The following is a 15,606-nucleotide window of genomic DNA, read 5'->3' as shown; positions in this document are numbered from 1 at the left end:
AAGTGGCTCGGATGCTACTCCCGTGAAGAGCTCCGCGAGGAGCCTTCGGGCCAGGACAAGATCCGTCCGATGCTCCGTCATCCCTCCTTCGGGGGACGGCTTCGGTAGGCCACGCGGGTCTCCTGCGGGGCCGGACACACCGAATGGCACCCCCCGGAGTGAGCGCGAGATAAGGGACCGACATAATGTCGGACGTGGCGACAGCAACAGCAGTAGATACCGGGCACGCGCACCCGTCGGTCAACCGGCCGAACCTCACCAGCGTCGGAACCATCATCTGGCTGAGTTCCGAGCTGATGTTCTTCGCGGCCCTCTTCGCGATGTACTTCACCCTTCGCTCGGTGACGGGTGCCGAGTTCTGGAAGGAACACGCGTCGGCGTTGAACGTTCCGTTCTCGGCGACGAACACGACGATCCTCGTGCTCTCCTCCCTCACCTGCCAGCTCGGCGTGTTCGCCGCCGAGCGCGGCGACGTGAAGAAGCTCCGCGCGTGGTTCATGCTCACGTTCGTGATGGGCGCGATCTTCATCGGTGGCCAGATCTTCGAGTACACCGAACTGGTCAAGAACGACGGCCTCTCGCTGTCGTCCGACCCGTACGGATCGGTGTTCTACCTCACGACCGGCTTCCACGGGATGCACGTGACAGGTGGTCTGATCGCGTTCCTGCTGGTCCTCGGCAGAACGTACGCGGCCAAGAGGTTCACTCACGAGCAGGCCACGGCGGCCATCGTCGTGTCCTACTACTGGCACTTCGTCGATGTCGTCTGGATCGGCCTCTTCGCCACGATCTACCTGATCAAGTAACCGGCGGGCCGGCCACGGGCCGGAACGACGTTCAGACAGACACAGACAGAAGCATCGACACAGATCCTGACCGGGGTAATCCGTGAAAAAGCTCTCCGCACGACGGCGCCATCCGCTGGCGGCGCTTGTCGTCCTACTTCTCGCGCTCGCGGCCACCGGGGGCTGTACGCCGCGTTCGCGCCGGCGCAGAAGGCGCAGGCTGACGACACAGCCCAGTCCCTCGCGATCGAAGAGGGCAAGAAGCTGTACGCCGTCGGCTGCTCCAGCTGCCACGGCACGTCCGGCCAGGGAAGTAAGAACGACGGCCCGAGCCTGGTGGGCGTCGGCGCCGCAGCCGTCGACTTCCAGGTGGGCACCGGCCGCATGCCGGCCCAGCAGCCGGGATCGCAGATCCCGAAGAAGAAGAACATCTACACGCAGGCTCAGATCGACCAGCTCGCCGCGTACATCGCTTCGCTGGGCCCGGGTCCCTCGGTGCCCACCAAGGAGCAGTACAGCCCGGACGGCGCTGACGCCGCCAGGGGCGGGGAGCTGTTCCGCACGAACTGCGCGCAGTGCCACAACTTCACGGGCAAGGGCGGTGCGTTGACCAACGGCAAGTACGCGCCCAGCCTGGAGGACGTGGACCCCAAGCACATCTACGAGGCCATGCAGAGCGGCCCGCAGAGCATGCCGTCCTTCCCCGACACCACGATGCCGGAGGACGCGAAGGCCGACATCATCGCGTACCTCGACGCCGTGAACGGCGAGCAGACCCCCAGCCCCGGCGGCCTTGAGCTCGGAGGCATCGGACCGGTTTCGGAGGGTCTGTTCGCCTGGGTCTTCGGCCTCGGAGCCATGATCGCTGTCGCCATCTGGGTTGCGGCCCGGACCACGAAGGCCAAGAAGTCATGAGTCAGGACATGTCAGAGTCAGAAGAGAACCTGCCGAGTGAGCCGTCACACGCTCACGGGGGCGACGAGCCGGCAGTCCGCGGACACCACGAGTTCGCCGACCCCGGCCTTCCGCCCCACGAGCACCGCCGTCAGGACATCGACGAGCGTGCCGCGAAGAGCTCGGAACGCACCATCGCGTTCCTCTTCCTCCTGTCGATGCTGTCCACGATCGGCTTCATCGCCTGTTTCGTGGTCTTCCCCGTCGACAAGATCATCTACGTCTTCCCGTTCGGCCACGTCAGTGCGCTGAACTTCTCGCTCGGGCTGACGCTGGGTCTTGCCCTCTTCTGCATCGGCGCCGGCGCGGTCCACTGGGCCCGCACGCTGATGTCCGACGAGGAGCACGCCGCCGAGCGTCACCCGATTTCGGCCGAGCCCGAGGTCAAGGCCCAGGTGCTGGCCGACTTCGCGCAGGGCGCGAAGGAGAGCGGCTTCGGCCGCCGGAAGCTGATCCGCAACACGATGTTCGGCGCGCTGGCCCTGGTGCCGCTCTCCGGTGTCGTGCTCCTTCGTGACCTGGGACCGCTGCCGGGCGACAAGCTCCGGCACACCCTGTGGTCCAAGGGCAAGGTGCTGATCAACCAGAACACCAACAAGCCGCTCCGGCCCGAGGACGTTCCCGTCGGATCGCTCACCTTCGCCATGCCCGAGGGCCTGGAGGAGAACCAGGAGCGGTTCCAGCAGGAGATCGCCAAGGCCGCCCTGATGATCATCCGGCTCGAGCCGAACGACATCAAGGACAAGCGGGAGCGTGACTGGGCCCATGAGGGCATCGTCGCGTTCTCCAAGATCTGCACCCACGTCGGCTGCCCGATCAGCCTCTACGAGCAGCAGACGCACCACGTCCTCTGCCCGTGCCACCAGTCGACGTTCGACCTGTCCGACGGCGCCCGGGTCATCTTCGGCCCTGCCGGTCACGCCCTTCCGCAGCTGCGGATCAGCGTGAACGAGGAGGGCAACCTCATCGCCCTCGGCGACTTCACGGAGCCCGTCGGCCCGAGCTTCTGGGAGCGCGGATGAGTACCACCGCTGAAAACCCGCAGCGCCGGGGCAAAGCCCCGGCCGGCGAGCGGGTCGCCGACTGGGCGGATGGCCGTCTCGGCATCTACGGCCTGGCCAAGGCCAACATGCGCAAGATCTTCCCGGACCACTGGTCCTTCATGCTCGGTGAGATCTGCCTCTACAGCTTCATCATCCTCATCCTCACGGGTGTGTATCTGACGCTGTTCTTCCACCCCAGCATGGCCGAGGTCGTCTACGACGGCCCCTACGCTCCGCTGCAGGGCCAGCGCATGTCCGACGCGTTCGCGTCGACGATGCACATCAGCTTCGAGGTGCGCGGCGGCCTGCTGGTCCGCCAGATCCACCACTGGGCCGCGCTGATCTTCGTGGCCGCGATGCTCGTGCACATGATGCGCGTGTTCTTCACGGGCGCGTTCCGCAAGCCCCGCGAGGTCAACTGGGTCTTCGGCTTCCTGCTGCTGGTCCTCGGCATGTTCACCGGGTTCACCGGTTACTCACTGCCGGACGACCTGCTGTCGGGCACCGGTGTCCGGTTCATGGACGGCGCGGTGCTGTCCATGCCGGTCGTGGGCACGTACCTGTCGTTCTTCATGTTCGGCGGGCAGTTCCCCGGCACCGACTTCGTACCGCGCTTCTACTCGGTGCACATCCTGCTGCTGCCGGGCATCATGGCCGGTCTGCTGGTGGCCCACCTGATCCTGGTCTTCTACCACAAGCACACCCAGTTCCCGGGTGCCGGCAAGACGGAGAAGAACGTCGTCGGCATGCCGCTGCTGCCGGTGTACATGGCGAAGGCGGGCGGCTTCTTCTTCCTGGTCTTCGGTGTCATCGCCGCGGTCGCCTCGATCGCGTCGATCAACCCGATCTGGGCGATGGGCCCCTACCGGCCGGACCAGGTGTCCACCGGCGCCCAGCCCGACTGGTACATGGGCTTCTCCGAGGGCCTGATCCGTGTCATGCCGGGCTGGGAGATCAACGCCTGGGGCCACACCTTGTCCCTGGGTGTGTTCATCCCGCTGATGATCTTCCCGCTGGTACTCGTCGCGATCGCGGTCTACCCGTTCGTCGAGTCCTGGGTCACCGGGGACAAGCGGGAGCACCACCTGCTGGACCGGCCGCGCAACCACCCGGTCCGCACCGGCTTCGGTGCGGCCTGGCTGAGCTGGTACGGCATCCTGCTCGTCGGTGGCGGCAACGACCTCTGGGCGACGCACTTCCACCTGTCGCTCAACCAGATCACCTGGGTCGTGCGCATCGGGTTCTTCGTGCTCCCGGTGCTCGTGTTCGTCGCGACGAAGCGGATCTGCCTCGGCCTCCAGCGCCGCGACCGCGACAAGGTCCTGCACGGTCGCGAGACCGGCCTGATCAAGCGGCTGCCGCACGGTGAGTTCATCGAGGTGCACGAGCAGCTCTCCGCGGAGGCGCTGCACACGCTCACCGCGCACGACCAGCCGAAGCCGCTCGAAACCGGCCCCGAGGTCGACGAGAACGGCGTGGAACGCAAGATCGGCCCGATCACGAAGCTGCGCACCAAGCTGTCGCACGGCTTCTACGGCGAGGCCAGCCAGATCCCCAAGCCGACCCCCGAGGAGCACGCGGAGATCACCAGTGGCCACGGCCACCACTGATCGCCCGCTGATCCCTCACGCCGGCTGACGGCAACCTCGAAGGGCCCCGTCCATGACATGGACGGGGCCCTTCGCCGTGCCCGGCCACCGATAGGCTGGGCCCGCAGTATCGACCCGACCACCAGGAGTGTGGACCATGAGCGTTGTGACCCCGGCAGGCGGCGACAGCTCGGCGAACCCCTCATGGCCGGGCGTACTGAACCAGCTGCTGCGCGGCCATGACCTGACGGCCGACGACACCGCCTGGGCGATGGACCAGATCATGACCGGCGAGGCGACCGACGTCCAGATCGCCGGCTTCGCCATCGCGCTGCGCTCCAAGGGCGAGACCGTCGACGAGATGTCGGGCCTGGTCCGGGCGATGTACGCGCACGCCAACCTCATCGAGGTGCCGGGCCGGACGGTGGACATCGTCGGCACCGGCGGCGACCTCGCCAGGACGGTGAACATCTCCACCATGTCGGCGATCGTCGTGGCGGGCACCGGCGCCAAGGTCGTCAAGCACGGCAACCGCGCCGCGTCGTCGCAGAGCGGCTCGTCGGACGTGCTGGAGCGGCTCGGGGTCAATCTGGAGCTCACCCCGAAGCGGGTCGTGGAGGTCGCCGAGGAGGCGGGCATCACGTTCTGCTTCGCGGTGAAGTTCCACCCGGCGCTGCGGTACGCGGCGAAGGCCCGCAGGGAGCTCGGCGCCCAGACCACGTTCAACTTCCTCGGCCCGCTCACCAACCCGGCCCGGGTACGCGCCCAGGCCACCGGGGTCGCCGACGCCCGGATGGCGCCGATCATGGCCGGTGTGCTGGCCGAGCGGGGCTCCTCCGCGCTGGTCTTCCGCGGCGACGACGGGCTGGACGAGCTGACCACCACCGCGACCTCCCAGGTGTGGGTGGTCCGGGACGGCAAGGTCGACCAGGTCGCCTTCGACCCCCGTGACGTCGGGATCCCGCTGGTCCCCGTCGAGGCCCTGCGCGGCGCCGACGCCGCCTACAACGCCGAGGTGGCCCGCCGGCTGCTGGCGGGCGAGCGCGGCCCGGTCCGCGACGCGGTCCTCCTCAACTCGGCCGCCGCCCTGGTCGCCCTCGACCCCGGATCCGCCACCCTGGAGGTCCAGATCGCCGAGGGCATCAACCGCGCCGCCGAGGCCATCGACTCGGGCGCGGCCAGAATCGCACTGGAACGCTGGGTAGCGGCGAGCAACGCGTAACGCCCTTCCGGCGGATCATGAAGGGTTCTTTCCCGGCCTTCGGCCGGAGGGAGCCCCGCCGAGGCTTCCCCCGCCTTCGGCCGGGGAGAACCCCTGCAGCAGACGGCGCCTGGACCGCCCACGGCCCGCCGGACAGGCCCCAGCACCCGTCCGGTGGGTCACTCCCCGCTCCGCCGGACAGGCCCCCAGCGCCCGTCCGGTGGGTCACTCCCCGCTCCCCGCTCCGCTGGGCAGGCTCCGAGCACCCGCTCGCCGGGTCGCCTCCCGCTCCCCGGTCCGGGGGTCTCCGCGCCCCCGGACCGGGACGGTGCCTGCCCGTCCTGACGGCGGGCTTCCCCGCTCCCGGACCGGGACGAGGCCTGCTCGTCCTGACGGCGCGCTTCCCTCCGGCCCGTCCGGAGGACCGTCCGCATCGCGGAATGCCGCTTGCCGTCGGCAGGACAGCTGGCATACTTCTCGTCAGGTCACGAGTGACAGCGATTTGGCCCTGGCTTGCTGTCCGGCAACCCTCCGTCCGTGGCGGGGTGCCCCAGGTGATGACCGGGCCGTAGGCGAGGTGTCTACGGCAAGCGCGGGCCCCTTCGCGATGCTTCCGGGGTCCAGGTCCCTGAGGAGCTCCGTCATGTCCGTGCACCCCGTTTCCACCTGCACCCCCGGTTCCGTGGCCACCGCTCCCCTCGAGGTGCTCGGCCGTGACGTCCGGGTCCCGCTGGTGACCGGCGGCGAGGTCACCTACGCCGCCCTGGACTACGCGGCCAGCGCGCCCGCCCTGCAGCGGGTCTGGGACGACGTCGCCGCGTACGCGCCCTACTACGGCAGCGTGCACCGCGGGGCCGGGTACCTGTCGCAGCTCTCCACCGACCTGTTCGAGCAGAGCCGGGCGACGGTGGCCGACTTCCTGGGCTGCCGGGAGGGCGACCAGGTGGTCTTCACCCGCTCGACCACCGACTCGCTGAACCTGCTGGCCTCGGTGCTCCCGGCCGGCACCCAGGTCTTCGTCTTCGAGACCGAGCACCACGCGTCGCTGCTGCCGTGGCGGGACGCGCGGGTCACCTACCTGACCGCGCCCCGCACCCCGGAGCAGGCCGTCGCCTCGCTGGAGTCGTCGCTCGCGCGGCGCGACCCCGATGCGCCCGCGCTGGTGTGCGTGACCGGCGCCTCGAACGTCACCGGTGAGCTGTGGCCGGTCCGCGAGCTGGCCGACGCGGCGCACGCGCACGGTGCCCGCATCGTGCTGGACGCCGCGCAGCTCGCCCCGCACCACCCGGTGGACATCGCGGAGCTGGACGTGGACTGGGTGGCGTTCTCCGGGCACAAGCTCTACGCACCGTTCGGCTCCGGCGTGCTGGCCGGCCGGGCGGACTGGCTGCAGGAGGCCGAGCCGTACCTGGCGGGCGGCGGCGCGAGCCGCAAGGTCGCGCGGCGCGCCGACGGCGGGGTGGACGTCGAGTGGCACACCACCGCGGCCCGGCACGAGGCCGGATCGCCGAACGTCATCGGCGTGTACTCGATCGCCTCGGCCTGCCGGGCGCTGACCGAGGCGGGCTTCGACTCGCTCGTGGAGCGGGAGCAGGGCCTGGTCACCCGGGTCCGCGCGGGACTGGCAGAGGTGCCGCAGGTCAGGGTGCTGTCGCTGTTCGGCGACGACGCGCCCCGGGTCGGCGTCATCTCGTTCGTCGTGGACGGCTGGAACAGCTCGCACTTCGCCGCCGCGCTGTCCGCCGAGTACGGCATCGGGGTGCGCGACGGCCTCTTCTGCGCCCACCCGCTGGTCCGCACCCTGCTGGGCAGCGAGCCGACCGAGCCGGGCGAGTGCGGATCCCCGGAGACCGAGCCGGGGGAGAAGTCGCTCAACGCGATCCGCGTGAGCTTCGGGGCGGGCACGCCCGACGAGCACGTGGACCGCTTCCTGGGCGCCGTCACGGAACTCGTGAGGGACGGCGCCCAGTGGAACTACCGCACCGAGGACGGCCGCTGCGTGCCCGCCCGCGACTGAGCGGCCGGCTGCGCCGGGAAGCGGCCGGACGCGTCAGCCTTCGAGGCCGATCGCGAAGGCCGCTTCCAGGTCGTGCTGCGAGTACGTGCGGAACGCGACATGCGTGTCGGTGGCCTCGACGCCGGGGATCTTGCTGATCCGGCCCGGGATGACGTCCGCGAGGTCGTCGTGCCGGGAGACCCGGACCATGGCGACCAGGTCGTACGTCCCGGTGACCGAGTAGACCTCGCTGACGCTGTCCAGGGCGGCGATCGCCTCGGCGATCTCCGGGATCCGGTCGACGCTGGTCTTGATGAGCACGATCGCGGTGATCACGGCTGTAGGTCTCCTTGGGTCGCCCTGGCTGCGGTCTCCAGCTTAGGGCTTCGGCGGAAGCACACCCAGGCGGCCAGGAAGCCGAAGACGAAGCCCACCACGTGGGCCAGATAGGCGACCCCGGGCCCCGACTGGCTGGTCTGGGCGGCCAGCCACTGCAGCGCGAACCAGAAGCCGAGGACCATCCAGGCCGGGAAGCGCAGCGGGAGGAAGAAGAGGAACGGGAACAGGCTCGTCACCCGTGCCCTGGGGTAGAGGTAGAGGTACGCGCCGAGCGTCCCGGAGATCGCGCCGGAGGCGCCGATCAGGCTCTGCGTCGAGTCGGCGCCGGCGAGCGCGAAGCCGTACGTGGCGAGGTATCCGGCGGCCAGGAAGAACAGCAGATACCGGAAGCGGCCCATGCGGCTTTCGACGTTGTCGCCGAAGACGTACAAAAACAGCATGTTGCCGATCAGATGCAGCCAACTTCCATGGACGAACATCGCGGTGAGCACCGACGGGAAGGCCGTTTTGGTGAACGCGTGCGGGGTCGGGCAGCCGGCGGGGAGTCCCAGCCGGTCCAGCGGCAGCTGGCCGTGGAACAGCTCGGCGGGGATGACTCCCCAGCGGTCGAAATAGACCGCCTGGGCGCACTGGAGCTGGTCACCCGTGCCGTAGGAGGGGTTGAACCCCGAGATCGGACCGAGCAGGAACACCACCGTGCACAGGGCGATCAGGGCGTACGTCACCACGGGAGTGCGGCGGACCGGGTTCTTGTCGTAGACCGGGATGACCATGTACCGATCATGACGGACCGGGCGTATCGGTCAGGGGGCGCCTCGCCGCAGCGCCGCCCGCCGTGGAGGCCGTAGGGTAACCGGAACGCGCGCGTACGCCACGTGCCGACCCGAAAGTCCCGAAAGAGGTGTCCGCCCGATGCCGGTTCCCCTGCCGACCGCGACGACCCGGTGGCGCTGCACGCTGTGCGGCAACCTGACCCGGTTCGATGTCACGCGTTCGACCAAGGTCGTCGAGTACGTCCACCTGGACCTCGCCGGTGAGGCGAAGGTCGAGGAGACCGAGGTGCTCAGCGAGACCGTGGAGTCGGTGCGCTGCCGCTGGTGCAACGCGGCCGACCAGGTCGAGTTGGTCGACCGGCCCAGTGCGGGAGCCGAGGACGGCGCCGACGCCGGTGTCGAAGCGGAAGCGGATTCGACGCAGGGTTGACCCTGTACGGCGACAATGGACTTGTACGGCGGCGGCCAGAGGGATCGAAGGGGGCCGGGGAGGCGCCGACAGCACTGGACGGGAGTGACTGGTGGATGGGACCGGCGGGCACCCGCAGGCCGAGAGCAGCGGCGCCGACGAGGCGGCCGAGCCGGCCCTGGACCGACCGCTGCCCGAAGGCGTGCGGCACCGGGTCGTGACGATAGCCGCTGATGCCTTCGGCGGCCTCACCCTCGCCGAACTGCCGTCCCCGCTGCGGCCCTACGCCCGGTTCACCCCGTCGCGGCGCGCCAAGTTCGCGGCGACCGCGCTGGCCACCGCCCTGGAGACCGACCCCGCCTTCCGGCAGAAGATCGCCGCCCGGCTGCGCGAGTCCGAGCCGGAACTGGCCGAGGCGCTGGAGGCGGGCACCCCGCCGCCCGCCGCGGACCCGCTCGACGTGGCCGCGGCCGCCTATCTGCTGCGCCCGGCCGGCTGGGCCAAGATCGTCGCGACCGCCGGCGAGGAGGCGCAGCGCGCGCTGGCCGAACGGGCCGACGGTGAGACCACCCGCGAACTGCAGCACCTCAGGGACGAACTGGCCGATTTCCAGCTCCAGGCCCGTGACGAGGCCGCCCGCGGCCGCGGCGAGCTGGAGGCGGCCCGCAAGGAGATCGACACGACGCAGCGCAGGCTGCGCAGCGCGGTCAGCGACATGAAGCGTGCCGAGGCGGCGCTGCGCAAGGTGGAGACCGAGCTGGAGGAGGTCCGGGCCGCGGCCGCCGCGGACAAGGCCGCCGCCGAGAACGAGGCGCGCCGGCTCAGGACCCGGGTCACCGAGGCCGAGGCGGCCCTGGAGGCGGGCCGCAGGTCCGTGCGCGAGGGCCGCAGCGCCGAGGGCGTACGGCTGCGGCTGCTGCTGGACACCGTGCTGGACGCGGCCACCGGGCTGCGCCGTGAACTGGCGCTGCCACCGCGCGACACCATGGGCGTCCGGCCGGCCGACACCGTCGAAGCGGTCGCGCCCGGCACGATCAGCCCCAAGGACATCGCGCAGCGCGCCCTGTCCGAGAACGACCCGGCGCTGCTCGACCAGTTGCTGGCGCTCCCGCAGGCGCACCTGGTAATCGACGGCTACAACGTCACCAAGACCGGTTATCCGTCCCTGCCGTTGGAGAAGCAGCGGCTGCGGCTGCTCGGCGGCCTCGCGGTGCTGGCGGCGCAGAGCGGCGCCGAGGTCACCTGTGTCTTCGACGGGGCCGACCTGGACGCCCCGGTGCTGCTGGCGCCGCCGCGCGGGGTGCGGGTGATGTTCAGCAAGGCGGGGGAGACCGCCGACGAGTTGATCCGCCGCCTGGTGCGGGCGGAACCGCCGGGGCGGGTCGTCGTGGTGGTCTCCGCGGACCGTGAGGTGGCCGACGGTGTCGCCAAGGCCGGTGCGCGGCCCGTCGCTTCGACGCTGCTCCTCAAGCGGCTCGCGCGCGGCTGAGCCGGGTCCCGGATCGGGGCGCACCGCGTCCGCAGGTGCGCCCTTGTCGGTGTTTGCGGTCAACTCAGCGTCAGATGACCGCTACTGCACGTTCGATGTTCGTAAAGAAAACGTGTCGCGACCGAAGTTTTACCTACAAGGATTTGAACCGATCACAGGAAGGTCACTAAGGTCGGGGCTCGAACCTCCGCGCCGTTGATCAAGCCGCACCACGAGAACCGTGGGACCAGCGGCCGAACGATGTGGCGCAGGGGGAACCGCCGACCAACCGGGTAGGCGGCTGAAGGAAGAAGGAGCTCGCCTTCGTGGCGTCCCACCGTCGTCCCAAGCCGACAAGCCGCATGCGGGTGACCGTACTCACCGCTACCGCTGCCGCAGCCGTCGCCCTCACTTCCCAGGCCGCGAACGCCGCCCCCGCCAAGCCCGACATCAAGGACGTCAAGTCCCAGGTCGACAAGTTGTACGACGAGGCGGAGCAGGCCACCGAGAAGTACAACGGGGCCAAGGAGCAGCAGAGCAAGCTGGAGAAGGAGGTCGGCGACCTCCAGGACCAGGTGGCGCGCGAGCAGGGCACGCTCAACACCCTGCGCGACGGCCTCGGCGCGATGGCCAGCGCCCAGTACCGCAACGGCGGCATCGACCCGACGCTCCAGCTCCTCCTGTCGACGGACCCGGACACCTACCTGTCCAAGGCGTCCACGATGGACCAGCTCTCCTCCCAGCAGGCCGAGTCGCTGAAGCAGATCCAGGAGGTCAAGCGCACCCTGGACCAGCAGCGCGCCGAGGCCACCACCAAGATGGCCTCGCTGGAGGGCGCCCGCACCGAACTCGGCAAGCAGAAGGAAGCGGCCCAGAGCAAGCTCGCCGCGGCCCAGAAGGTGCTCAACTCGCTGACCGCGCAGCAGCGTGCCGCCATCGCGGACCAGGACGCCCGCGCGAGCCGCAGCAACGAACGGCCCAACCTGGGTGACATCCCGGCGCCCTCGCAGCGCGCCGCCGCCGCGCTCGCCGCGGCGAAGACCCGGATCGGCATGCCGTACAGCTGGTCCGCGACGGGTCCCAGCAAGTTCGACTGCTCGGGCCTGACCATGTGGTCCTACGCGCAGGCCGGCGTGAACATACCCCGGATGTCCCAGGACCAGGCCAACTACGGCCCCCACCTGTCGATGAGCCAGCTGGCCCCCGGCGACCTGGTCATCTTCTTCGGCGACCGCCACCACGTCGGCTTCTACGCCGGCAACGGCATGGTGCTGCACGCTCCCAAGCCGGGCGCGTACGTGCGCTACGAGGCGATCGGCAACATGCCGTTCCAGTTCGGCGTACGGATCTGATCCCGTTCACTCTGCCGCCCGGCCGGAATCACGTCTCCTCCGGCCGGCGGCGTGGTTCATTCGAGTGATATCGGAGGGTGACCGCTGACGCCCGAGCGGCAGTGACCTGGGCATCGAGAAGGACGCCCGTCCGTCATGGCCGCGCGGTTTTTGAACTCAGCGTGATGGTCTGACTACTGTCTCAGCCGTGGCAACACATCGGCGGTCCCCGCAGCCCGGCTTCACCCGCACCTCCCGCGTCACCGTGCTCTCCGCGGCGGCCGCCGCGGCGGCGCTCTCCGGGGGCGCGGCGGCCCAGGTCGCGGCCGCCGACCCGGCGGGCCCCGCGACCGACACGTCGTCCCGGGTGGGACAGCTCTACCAGCAGGCGGAACAGGCCACCGAGCAGTACAACGCGGCGCAGGAGCGCGCCACCCGGCTGCGGCACGAGGTGGCCTCCCTCCAGGACCAGGCCGCCCGGGGCCAGGAGCGGGTCAACCGGATGCGGGACGATCTCGGCGCGATCGCCGGGGCCCAGTACCGCAGCGGTGGCATCGACCCGACGATGGCCCTCATGCTGTCCTCCGACCCGGACAGCTATCTCGAGCGGGCCGAGGCGCTGGAGCGGATCAGCACCCATCAGGCCGCCGACCTGGCGCAACTGCGGGAAGCGCAGCGCTCGCTGGAGCAGAAGCGGTCGATGGCGGCGGCCAAACTGGCCGATCTGGAACGCGCCAGGTCCACGATGAAGGACCGCAAGCGCAGCGTGCAGGGCAAACTCGGCGCGGCGCAGCGGCTCCTCAACGAGATGCCGGCCGCGCAGCGCGCCGGATTCGTCCGCGGCCTGGACGGCCGGGCCTCGCGCTCCAGCCGTTCCATGGCCGACCTGCCGGATCTGCCGGCCTCCTCGTCGCGCGCCGCGATGGCCGTGGCCGTCGCGCGGGCGGCGATCGGCTCGCCCTATGTGTGGGGCAGCACGGGGCCGTCGTCCTTCGACTGTTCCGGCCTCATGCAGTACTCCTACCGGAAGGCAGGGGTGTCGCTGCCGCGGACCTCGCAGGGGCAGAAGCACGCCGGCCACCAGGTCCCGCTCGACCAGGCCCGCCCCGGCGACCTGGTGATCTACCGGGACAACGCGAGCCATGTGGGGATGTACGTCGGCGGCGGCCGGGTGGTGCACGCGCCGTACCCGGGCGCGCGGGTGCGCTACGACCCGGTCGACATGATGCCGATCTCCGCGGTCACCCGGCCCTGACCTGCCCGTCGACCGCCCGGCCCTGATCCGAGCCAGGGGGCGGCGCCCGTACGATCGGGCGTATGGCGGCAGCGCGCACACGACCCGGGACCGCCGCGCCGTGGTGCGCGGCGGTCCTCGTCGTGCTGACCCTGCTGGCACTGCTCACCGGGTGCGGCGGTGGCGGGAGCGGTGCTGCCGTCGTCCCCGCGGGCCCTGGCGCTCCCGCCGTCCAGTCGGTGCTCGACCGCCAGGCGGCGGCGCTGCTGCACCGCGACGAGACGGCGTTCCTCGCGGACGTCGACCCGGGATTCCGGGACCGGCAGCGGCAGGTGTTCCGGAACCTGGCACAGGTGCCGCTCGCCTCGTGGTCGTACCGGGTGACGGGTGTCGGCCCCGACGGCGATGGCGGTGGTGGCGGTGACCGGGCGCTGGCGCGGGTCCAGGTCGGGTACCGGCTGACCGGCTACGACACTTCGGCGGTCACCTCGGACGCCGATCTGACGCTCGTCCGGCGCGGCGGCCGCTGGTACGTCGCCGGGGACCGGCACGACGCCCAGCAGCTGTGGGACCAGGGCCCGGTGCGGGTGGTGCGGGGAGCGCACAGCCTCGTGCTGGGGACGGACGGGCCCGCGGCGCTGCGGACCTACGCCGACGCCGCCGACCGTGCGGTGCCCACGGTGGGGCGGGCCTGGGGGAACGGCTGGAGCGGCCGCGTCGTCGTCGAAGTGCCGTCCTCGCTGGCGCGGATGGCAGCGCTGCTGCACGCTGCCCCCGACACCTACCGTGGCATCGCCGCCGTGACCACCGGCGAACTCGGCGGGTCCTCCGGGGCGCCGGCCGACCGCGTGATCATCAACCCCGAGGCGTTCGGGGAGCTGTCCGCCTTCGGCCGCCAGGTCGTGCTCACGCACGAGACGACCCATGTCGCGACCCGCGCCGCCACCACCGCGACCACCCCGCTGTGGCTCTCCGAGGGCTTCGCCGACTGGGTCGGCTACGGCGGCACCGGCCGCACCGCCCGCCAGGACGCGCCCGAACTGAGCCGCGACGTGGCCGCGGGCAGGGCCCCGCGGAACCTGCCGTCCGACGCCGGCTTCGGCACGACGGCCGGCGGTCTGGCGCAGGCGTACGAGGGAGCCTGGCTCGCCTGCCGGCTGATCGCCGCCGACTGGGGCGACGCGAAACTCACCGAGCTGTACCGGGCCGCCGGCACCGGCGGCTCCCTCGACACGCACCTGCGGGCGGTCCTCGGGACCGGCCTCGACGACTTCACCGCGCGCTGGCGCGCCTATGTACAGCGGGAGTTGGCATGACGACGGGTGGAAGCAGTGCTGGTGACGGGGTGCCGGACGCGGATTTCACCCCTGAGGAGATCGCGCGGGGACGCGCTCTGCGGCGCGGGCAGTGGCCGCCCGCCCTCGCCGGCCGGCTGGCGTCCCTGCTGCTCCTGCTCGCCCTCGGGCTGACCCCCGCCGGCGCCGGCCTCGTCGGGCTCTTCGGCGACTCCTGGGCCGCGCGGATCGCCGGCGGCGGGCTCGCCCTGGTGCTGCTGCGACAGCTCGTCGCGCTGCCCTTCGCCGCCCGGGTGCGGATCGTACGGGCCCGGTTCGGACTGGTCACCCAGGGCTGGGGCGGCTGGGGGGTGGATGTGCTGCGCGGGCTGCTCGTCTCCGTACCGCTCGCGCTCGGCGCGCTCTTCGCCGTCTACGCGCTCGCCGGGACCACCTCCCGGTGGTGGACCTGGACGGCGCTCGGTGCGGCCGTCGTCACCGTCGCCCTTTCGTGGCTGGCCCCCGTCGTCCTCGAACCGCTCTTCAACCGCTTCACCCCGATGGAACCGGGTCCGCTGCGCGACGCGCTCCTCGCCCTGGCGGCGCGCGACGGGATCGCCGTACGCGACGTCCTCGTCGCCGACGCCTCCCGGCGCACCACCGCGCTCAACGCGTACGTCTCCGGCTTCGGCCGGACGCGGCGGATCGTCGCCTACGACACGCTCCTGACGACCGCCGAGCCGCGCGAGGTCGAGCTCGTCGTGGCGCACGAACTGGGCCATGTGAAGCACCGGGACGTGGCGCGGGGCACGGTGCTCGGCGCGGTGGGGGCGGCCGCCGGGGCGTGCGTGCTGGCGGCGGTGGTCAGATGGCAGCCGCTGCTCGACGCCGCGGGCGTGTCCCGCTTCTCCGACCCGCGGTCGATGATGCTGCTCGCGGCGGTGGCCGCGCTGGGGTCGGCGCTGGCCGGGCCGTTCGGATGCGCACTGAGCCGGCGGGTGGAGCGCCGGGCGGACGCGCACGCGCTGCGGCTGACGGAAGATCCGGCGGGGTTCATCGCGATGCAGCGCCGGCTGGCGGTGGCGAACATCGCCGATCCGGAGCCGCCGCGGGCGCTGCATGTGCTGTTCGGTACGCACCCGACATCGGCCGAGCGGATCGCCGCGGCGCGCGGGGTCGGCGCGAGGTGAGCCGGAGTGACCCGAGGGAG

The 15,606-nt window shown here is 71.0% G+C and carries 13 protein-coding genes, 1 pseudogene and 1 riboswitch; of the genes and pseudogenes, 12 read left to right on the top strand and 2 right to left on the bottom strand.

What is annotated here, in order from left to right:
* The first annotated feature begins 185 nt into the window (after positions 1 to 185).
* From LNW72_RS12590 to LNW72_RS12565, 6 genes and pseudogenes are all read left to right on the top strand, one after another.
* Entirely contained in the window at positions 186 to 806 is a 621-nt protein-coding gene (locus LNW72_RS12590) for a heme-copper oxidase subunit III (protein WP_138356198.1), read from the top strand.
* Between the two features lie 82 nt (positions 807 to 888).
* Positions 889 to 1,700, top strand: a pseudogene (locus LNW72_RS12585) (c-type cytochrome).
* An 8-nt stretch (positions 1,701 to 1,708) separates the two neighbouring features.
* Positions 1,709 to 2,761, top strand: coding sequence for a ubiquinol-cytochrome c reductase iron-sulfur subunit (locus LNW72_RS12580; RefSeq protein ID WP_250975480.1), 1,053 nt, complete (start codon positions 1,709 to 1,711; stop codon positions 2,759 to 2,761).
* Entirely contained in the window at positions 2,758 to 4,392 is a 1,635-nt protein-coding gene (locus LNW72_RS12575; RefSeq protein ID WP_250975479.1) for a cytochrome bc complex cytochrome b subunit, read from the top strand. The genes LNW72_RS12580 and LNW72_RS12575 overlap by 4 nt, the downstream gene beginning before the upstream one ends.
* Positions 4,393 to 4,528: 136 nt before the next feature.
* Positions 4,529 to 5,593, top strand: a complete 1,065-nt coding sequence (gene trpD, locus LNW72_RS12570) for an anthranilate phosphoribosyltransferase (RefSeq protein WP_250975478.1) — start codon at positions 4,529 to 4,531, stop codon at positions 5,591 to 5,593.
* Between the two features lie 462 nt (positions 5,594 to 6,055).
* Positions 6,056 to 6,171, top strand: a riboswitch (SAM riboswitch).
* A gap of 44 nt (positions 6,172 to 6,215) precedes the next feature.
* Positions 6,216 to 7,589: an aminotransferase class V-fold PLP-dependent enzyme gene (locus LNW72_RS12565; protein ID WP_250975477.1), complete on the top strand. Its 1,374-nt coding sequence runs from the start codon at positions 6,216 to 6,218 to the stop codon at positions 7,587 to 7,589.
* 33 nt (positions 7,590 to 7,622) lie between these two features.
* Here the strand turns inward: LNW72_RS12565 and LNW72_RS12560 are convergent, their stop codons facing one another.
* The gene (locus LNW72_RS12560; protein WP_250975476.1) at positions 7,623 to 7,904 is read right to left on the bottom strand and encodes an Lrp/AsnC family transcriptional regulator; all 282 of its coding nucleotides are present in this window, start codon (positions 7,902 to 7,904) and stop codon (positions 7,623 to 7,625) included.
* Positions 7,901 to 8,680: a rhomboid family intramembrane serine protease gene (locus LNW72_RS12555; RefSeq protein ID WP_250975475.1), complete on the bottom strand. Its 780-nt coding sequence runs from the start codon at positions 8,678 to 8,680 to the stop codon at positions 7,901 to 7,903. The genes LNW72_RS12560 and LNW72_RS12555 overlap by 4 nt, the downstream gene beginning before the upstream one ends.
* Positions 8,681 to 8,819: 139 nt before the next feature.
* On the opposite strand from LNW72_RS12555, the gene LNW72_RS12550 reads away from it, so the two are divergent.
* The 6 genes from LNW72_RS12550 (at position 8,820) to LNW72_RS12525 (ending at position 15,586) form a co-directional block, all read left to right on the top strand.
* A complete protein-coding gene (locus tag LNW72_RS12550) occupies positions 8,820 to 9,110 on the top strand; it encodes a hypothetical protein (RefSeq protein ID WP_250975474.1) in 291 nt (96 codons plus the stop codon).
* A gap of 91 nt (positions 9,111 to 9,201) precedes the next feature.
* Entirely contained in the window at positions 9,202 to 10,578 is a 1,377-nt protein-coding gene (locus tag LNW72_RS12545) for an NYN domain-containing protein (RefSeq protein ID WP_250975473.1), read from the top strand.
* A gap of 305 nt (positions 10,579 to 10,883) precedes the next feature.
* Positions 10,884 to 11,909 (top strand): NlpC/P60 family protein, encoded by a 1,026-nt coding sequence (locus tag LNW72_RS12540; protein ID WP_250975472.1) that lies wholly within the window; start codon positions 10,884 to 10,886, stop codon positions 11,907 to 11,909.
* Positions 11,910 to 12,096: 187 nt separating this feature from the next.
* Entirely contained in the window at positions 12,097 to 13,143 is a 1,047-nt protein-coding gene (locus LNW72_RS12535; RefSeq protein WP_250975471.1) for a C40 family peptidase, read from the top strand.
* Positions 13,144 to 13,205: 62 nt separating this feature from the next.
* Positions 13,206 to 14,438, top strand: coding sequence for a hypothetical protein (locus tag LNW72_RS12530; protein ID WP_250975470.1), 1,233 nt, complete (start codon positions 13,206 to 13,208; stop codon positions 14,436 to 14,438).
* On the top strand, positions 14,435 to 15,586 hold the full coding sequence (locus LNW72_RS12525) for a M48 family metallopeptidase (RefSeq protein WP_250975469.1): 1,152 nt from the start codon (positions 14,435 to 14,437) through the stop codon (positions 15,584 to 15,586). Before LNW72_RS12530 ends, LNW72_RS12525 begins: the two co-directional genes overlap by 4 nt.
* Positions 15,587 to 15,606: the final 20 nt, after the last annotated feature.

Origin of the sequence: Streptomyces sp. RKAG293, from assembly GCF_023701745.1 — a bacterium.
GTDB lineage: Bacteria > Actinomycetota > Actinomycetes > Streptomycetales > Streptomycetaceae > Actinacidiphila.
This window is presented reverse-complemented; position numbering and strand designations above follow the sequence as displayed.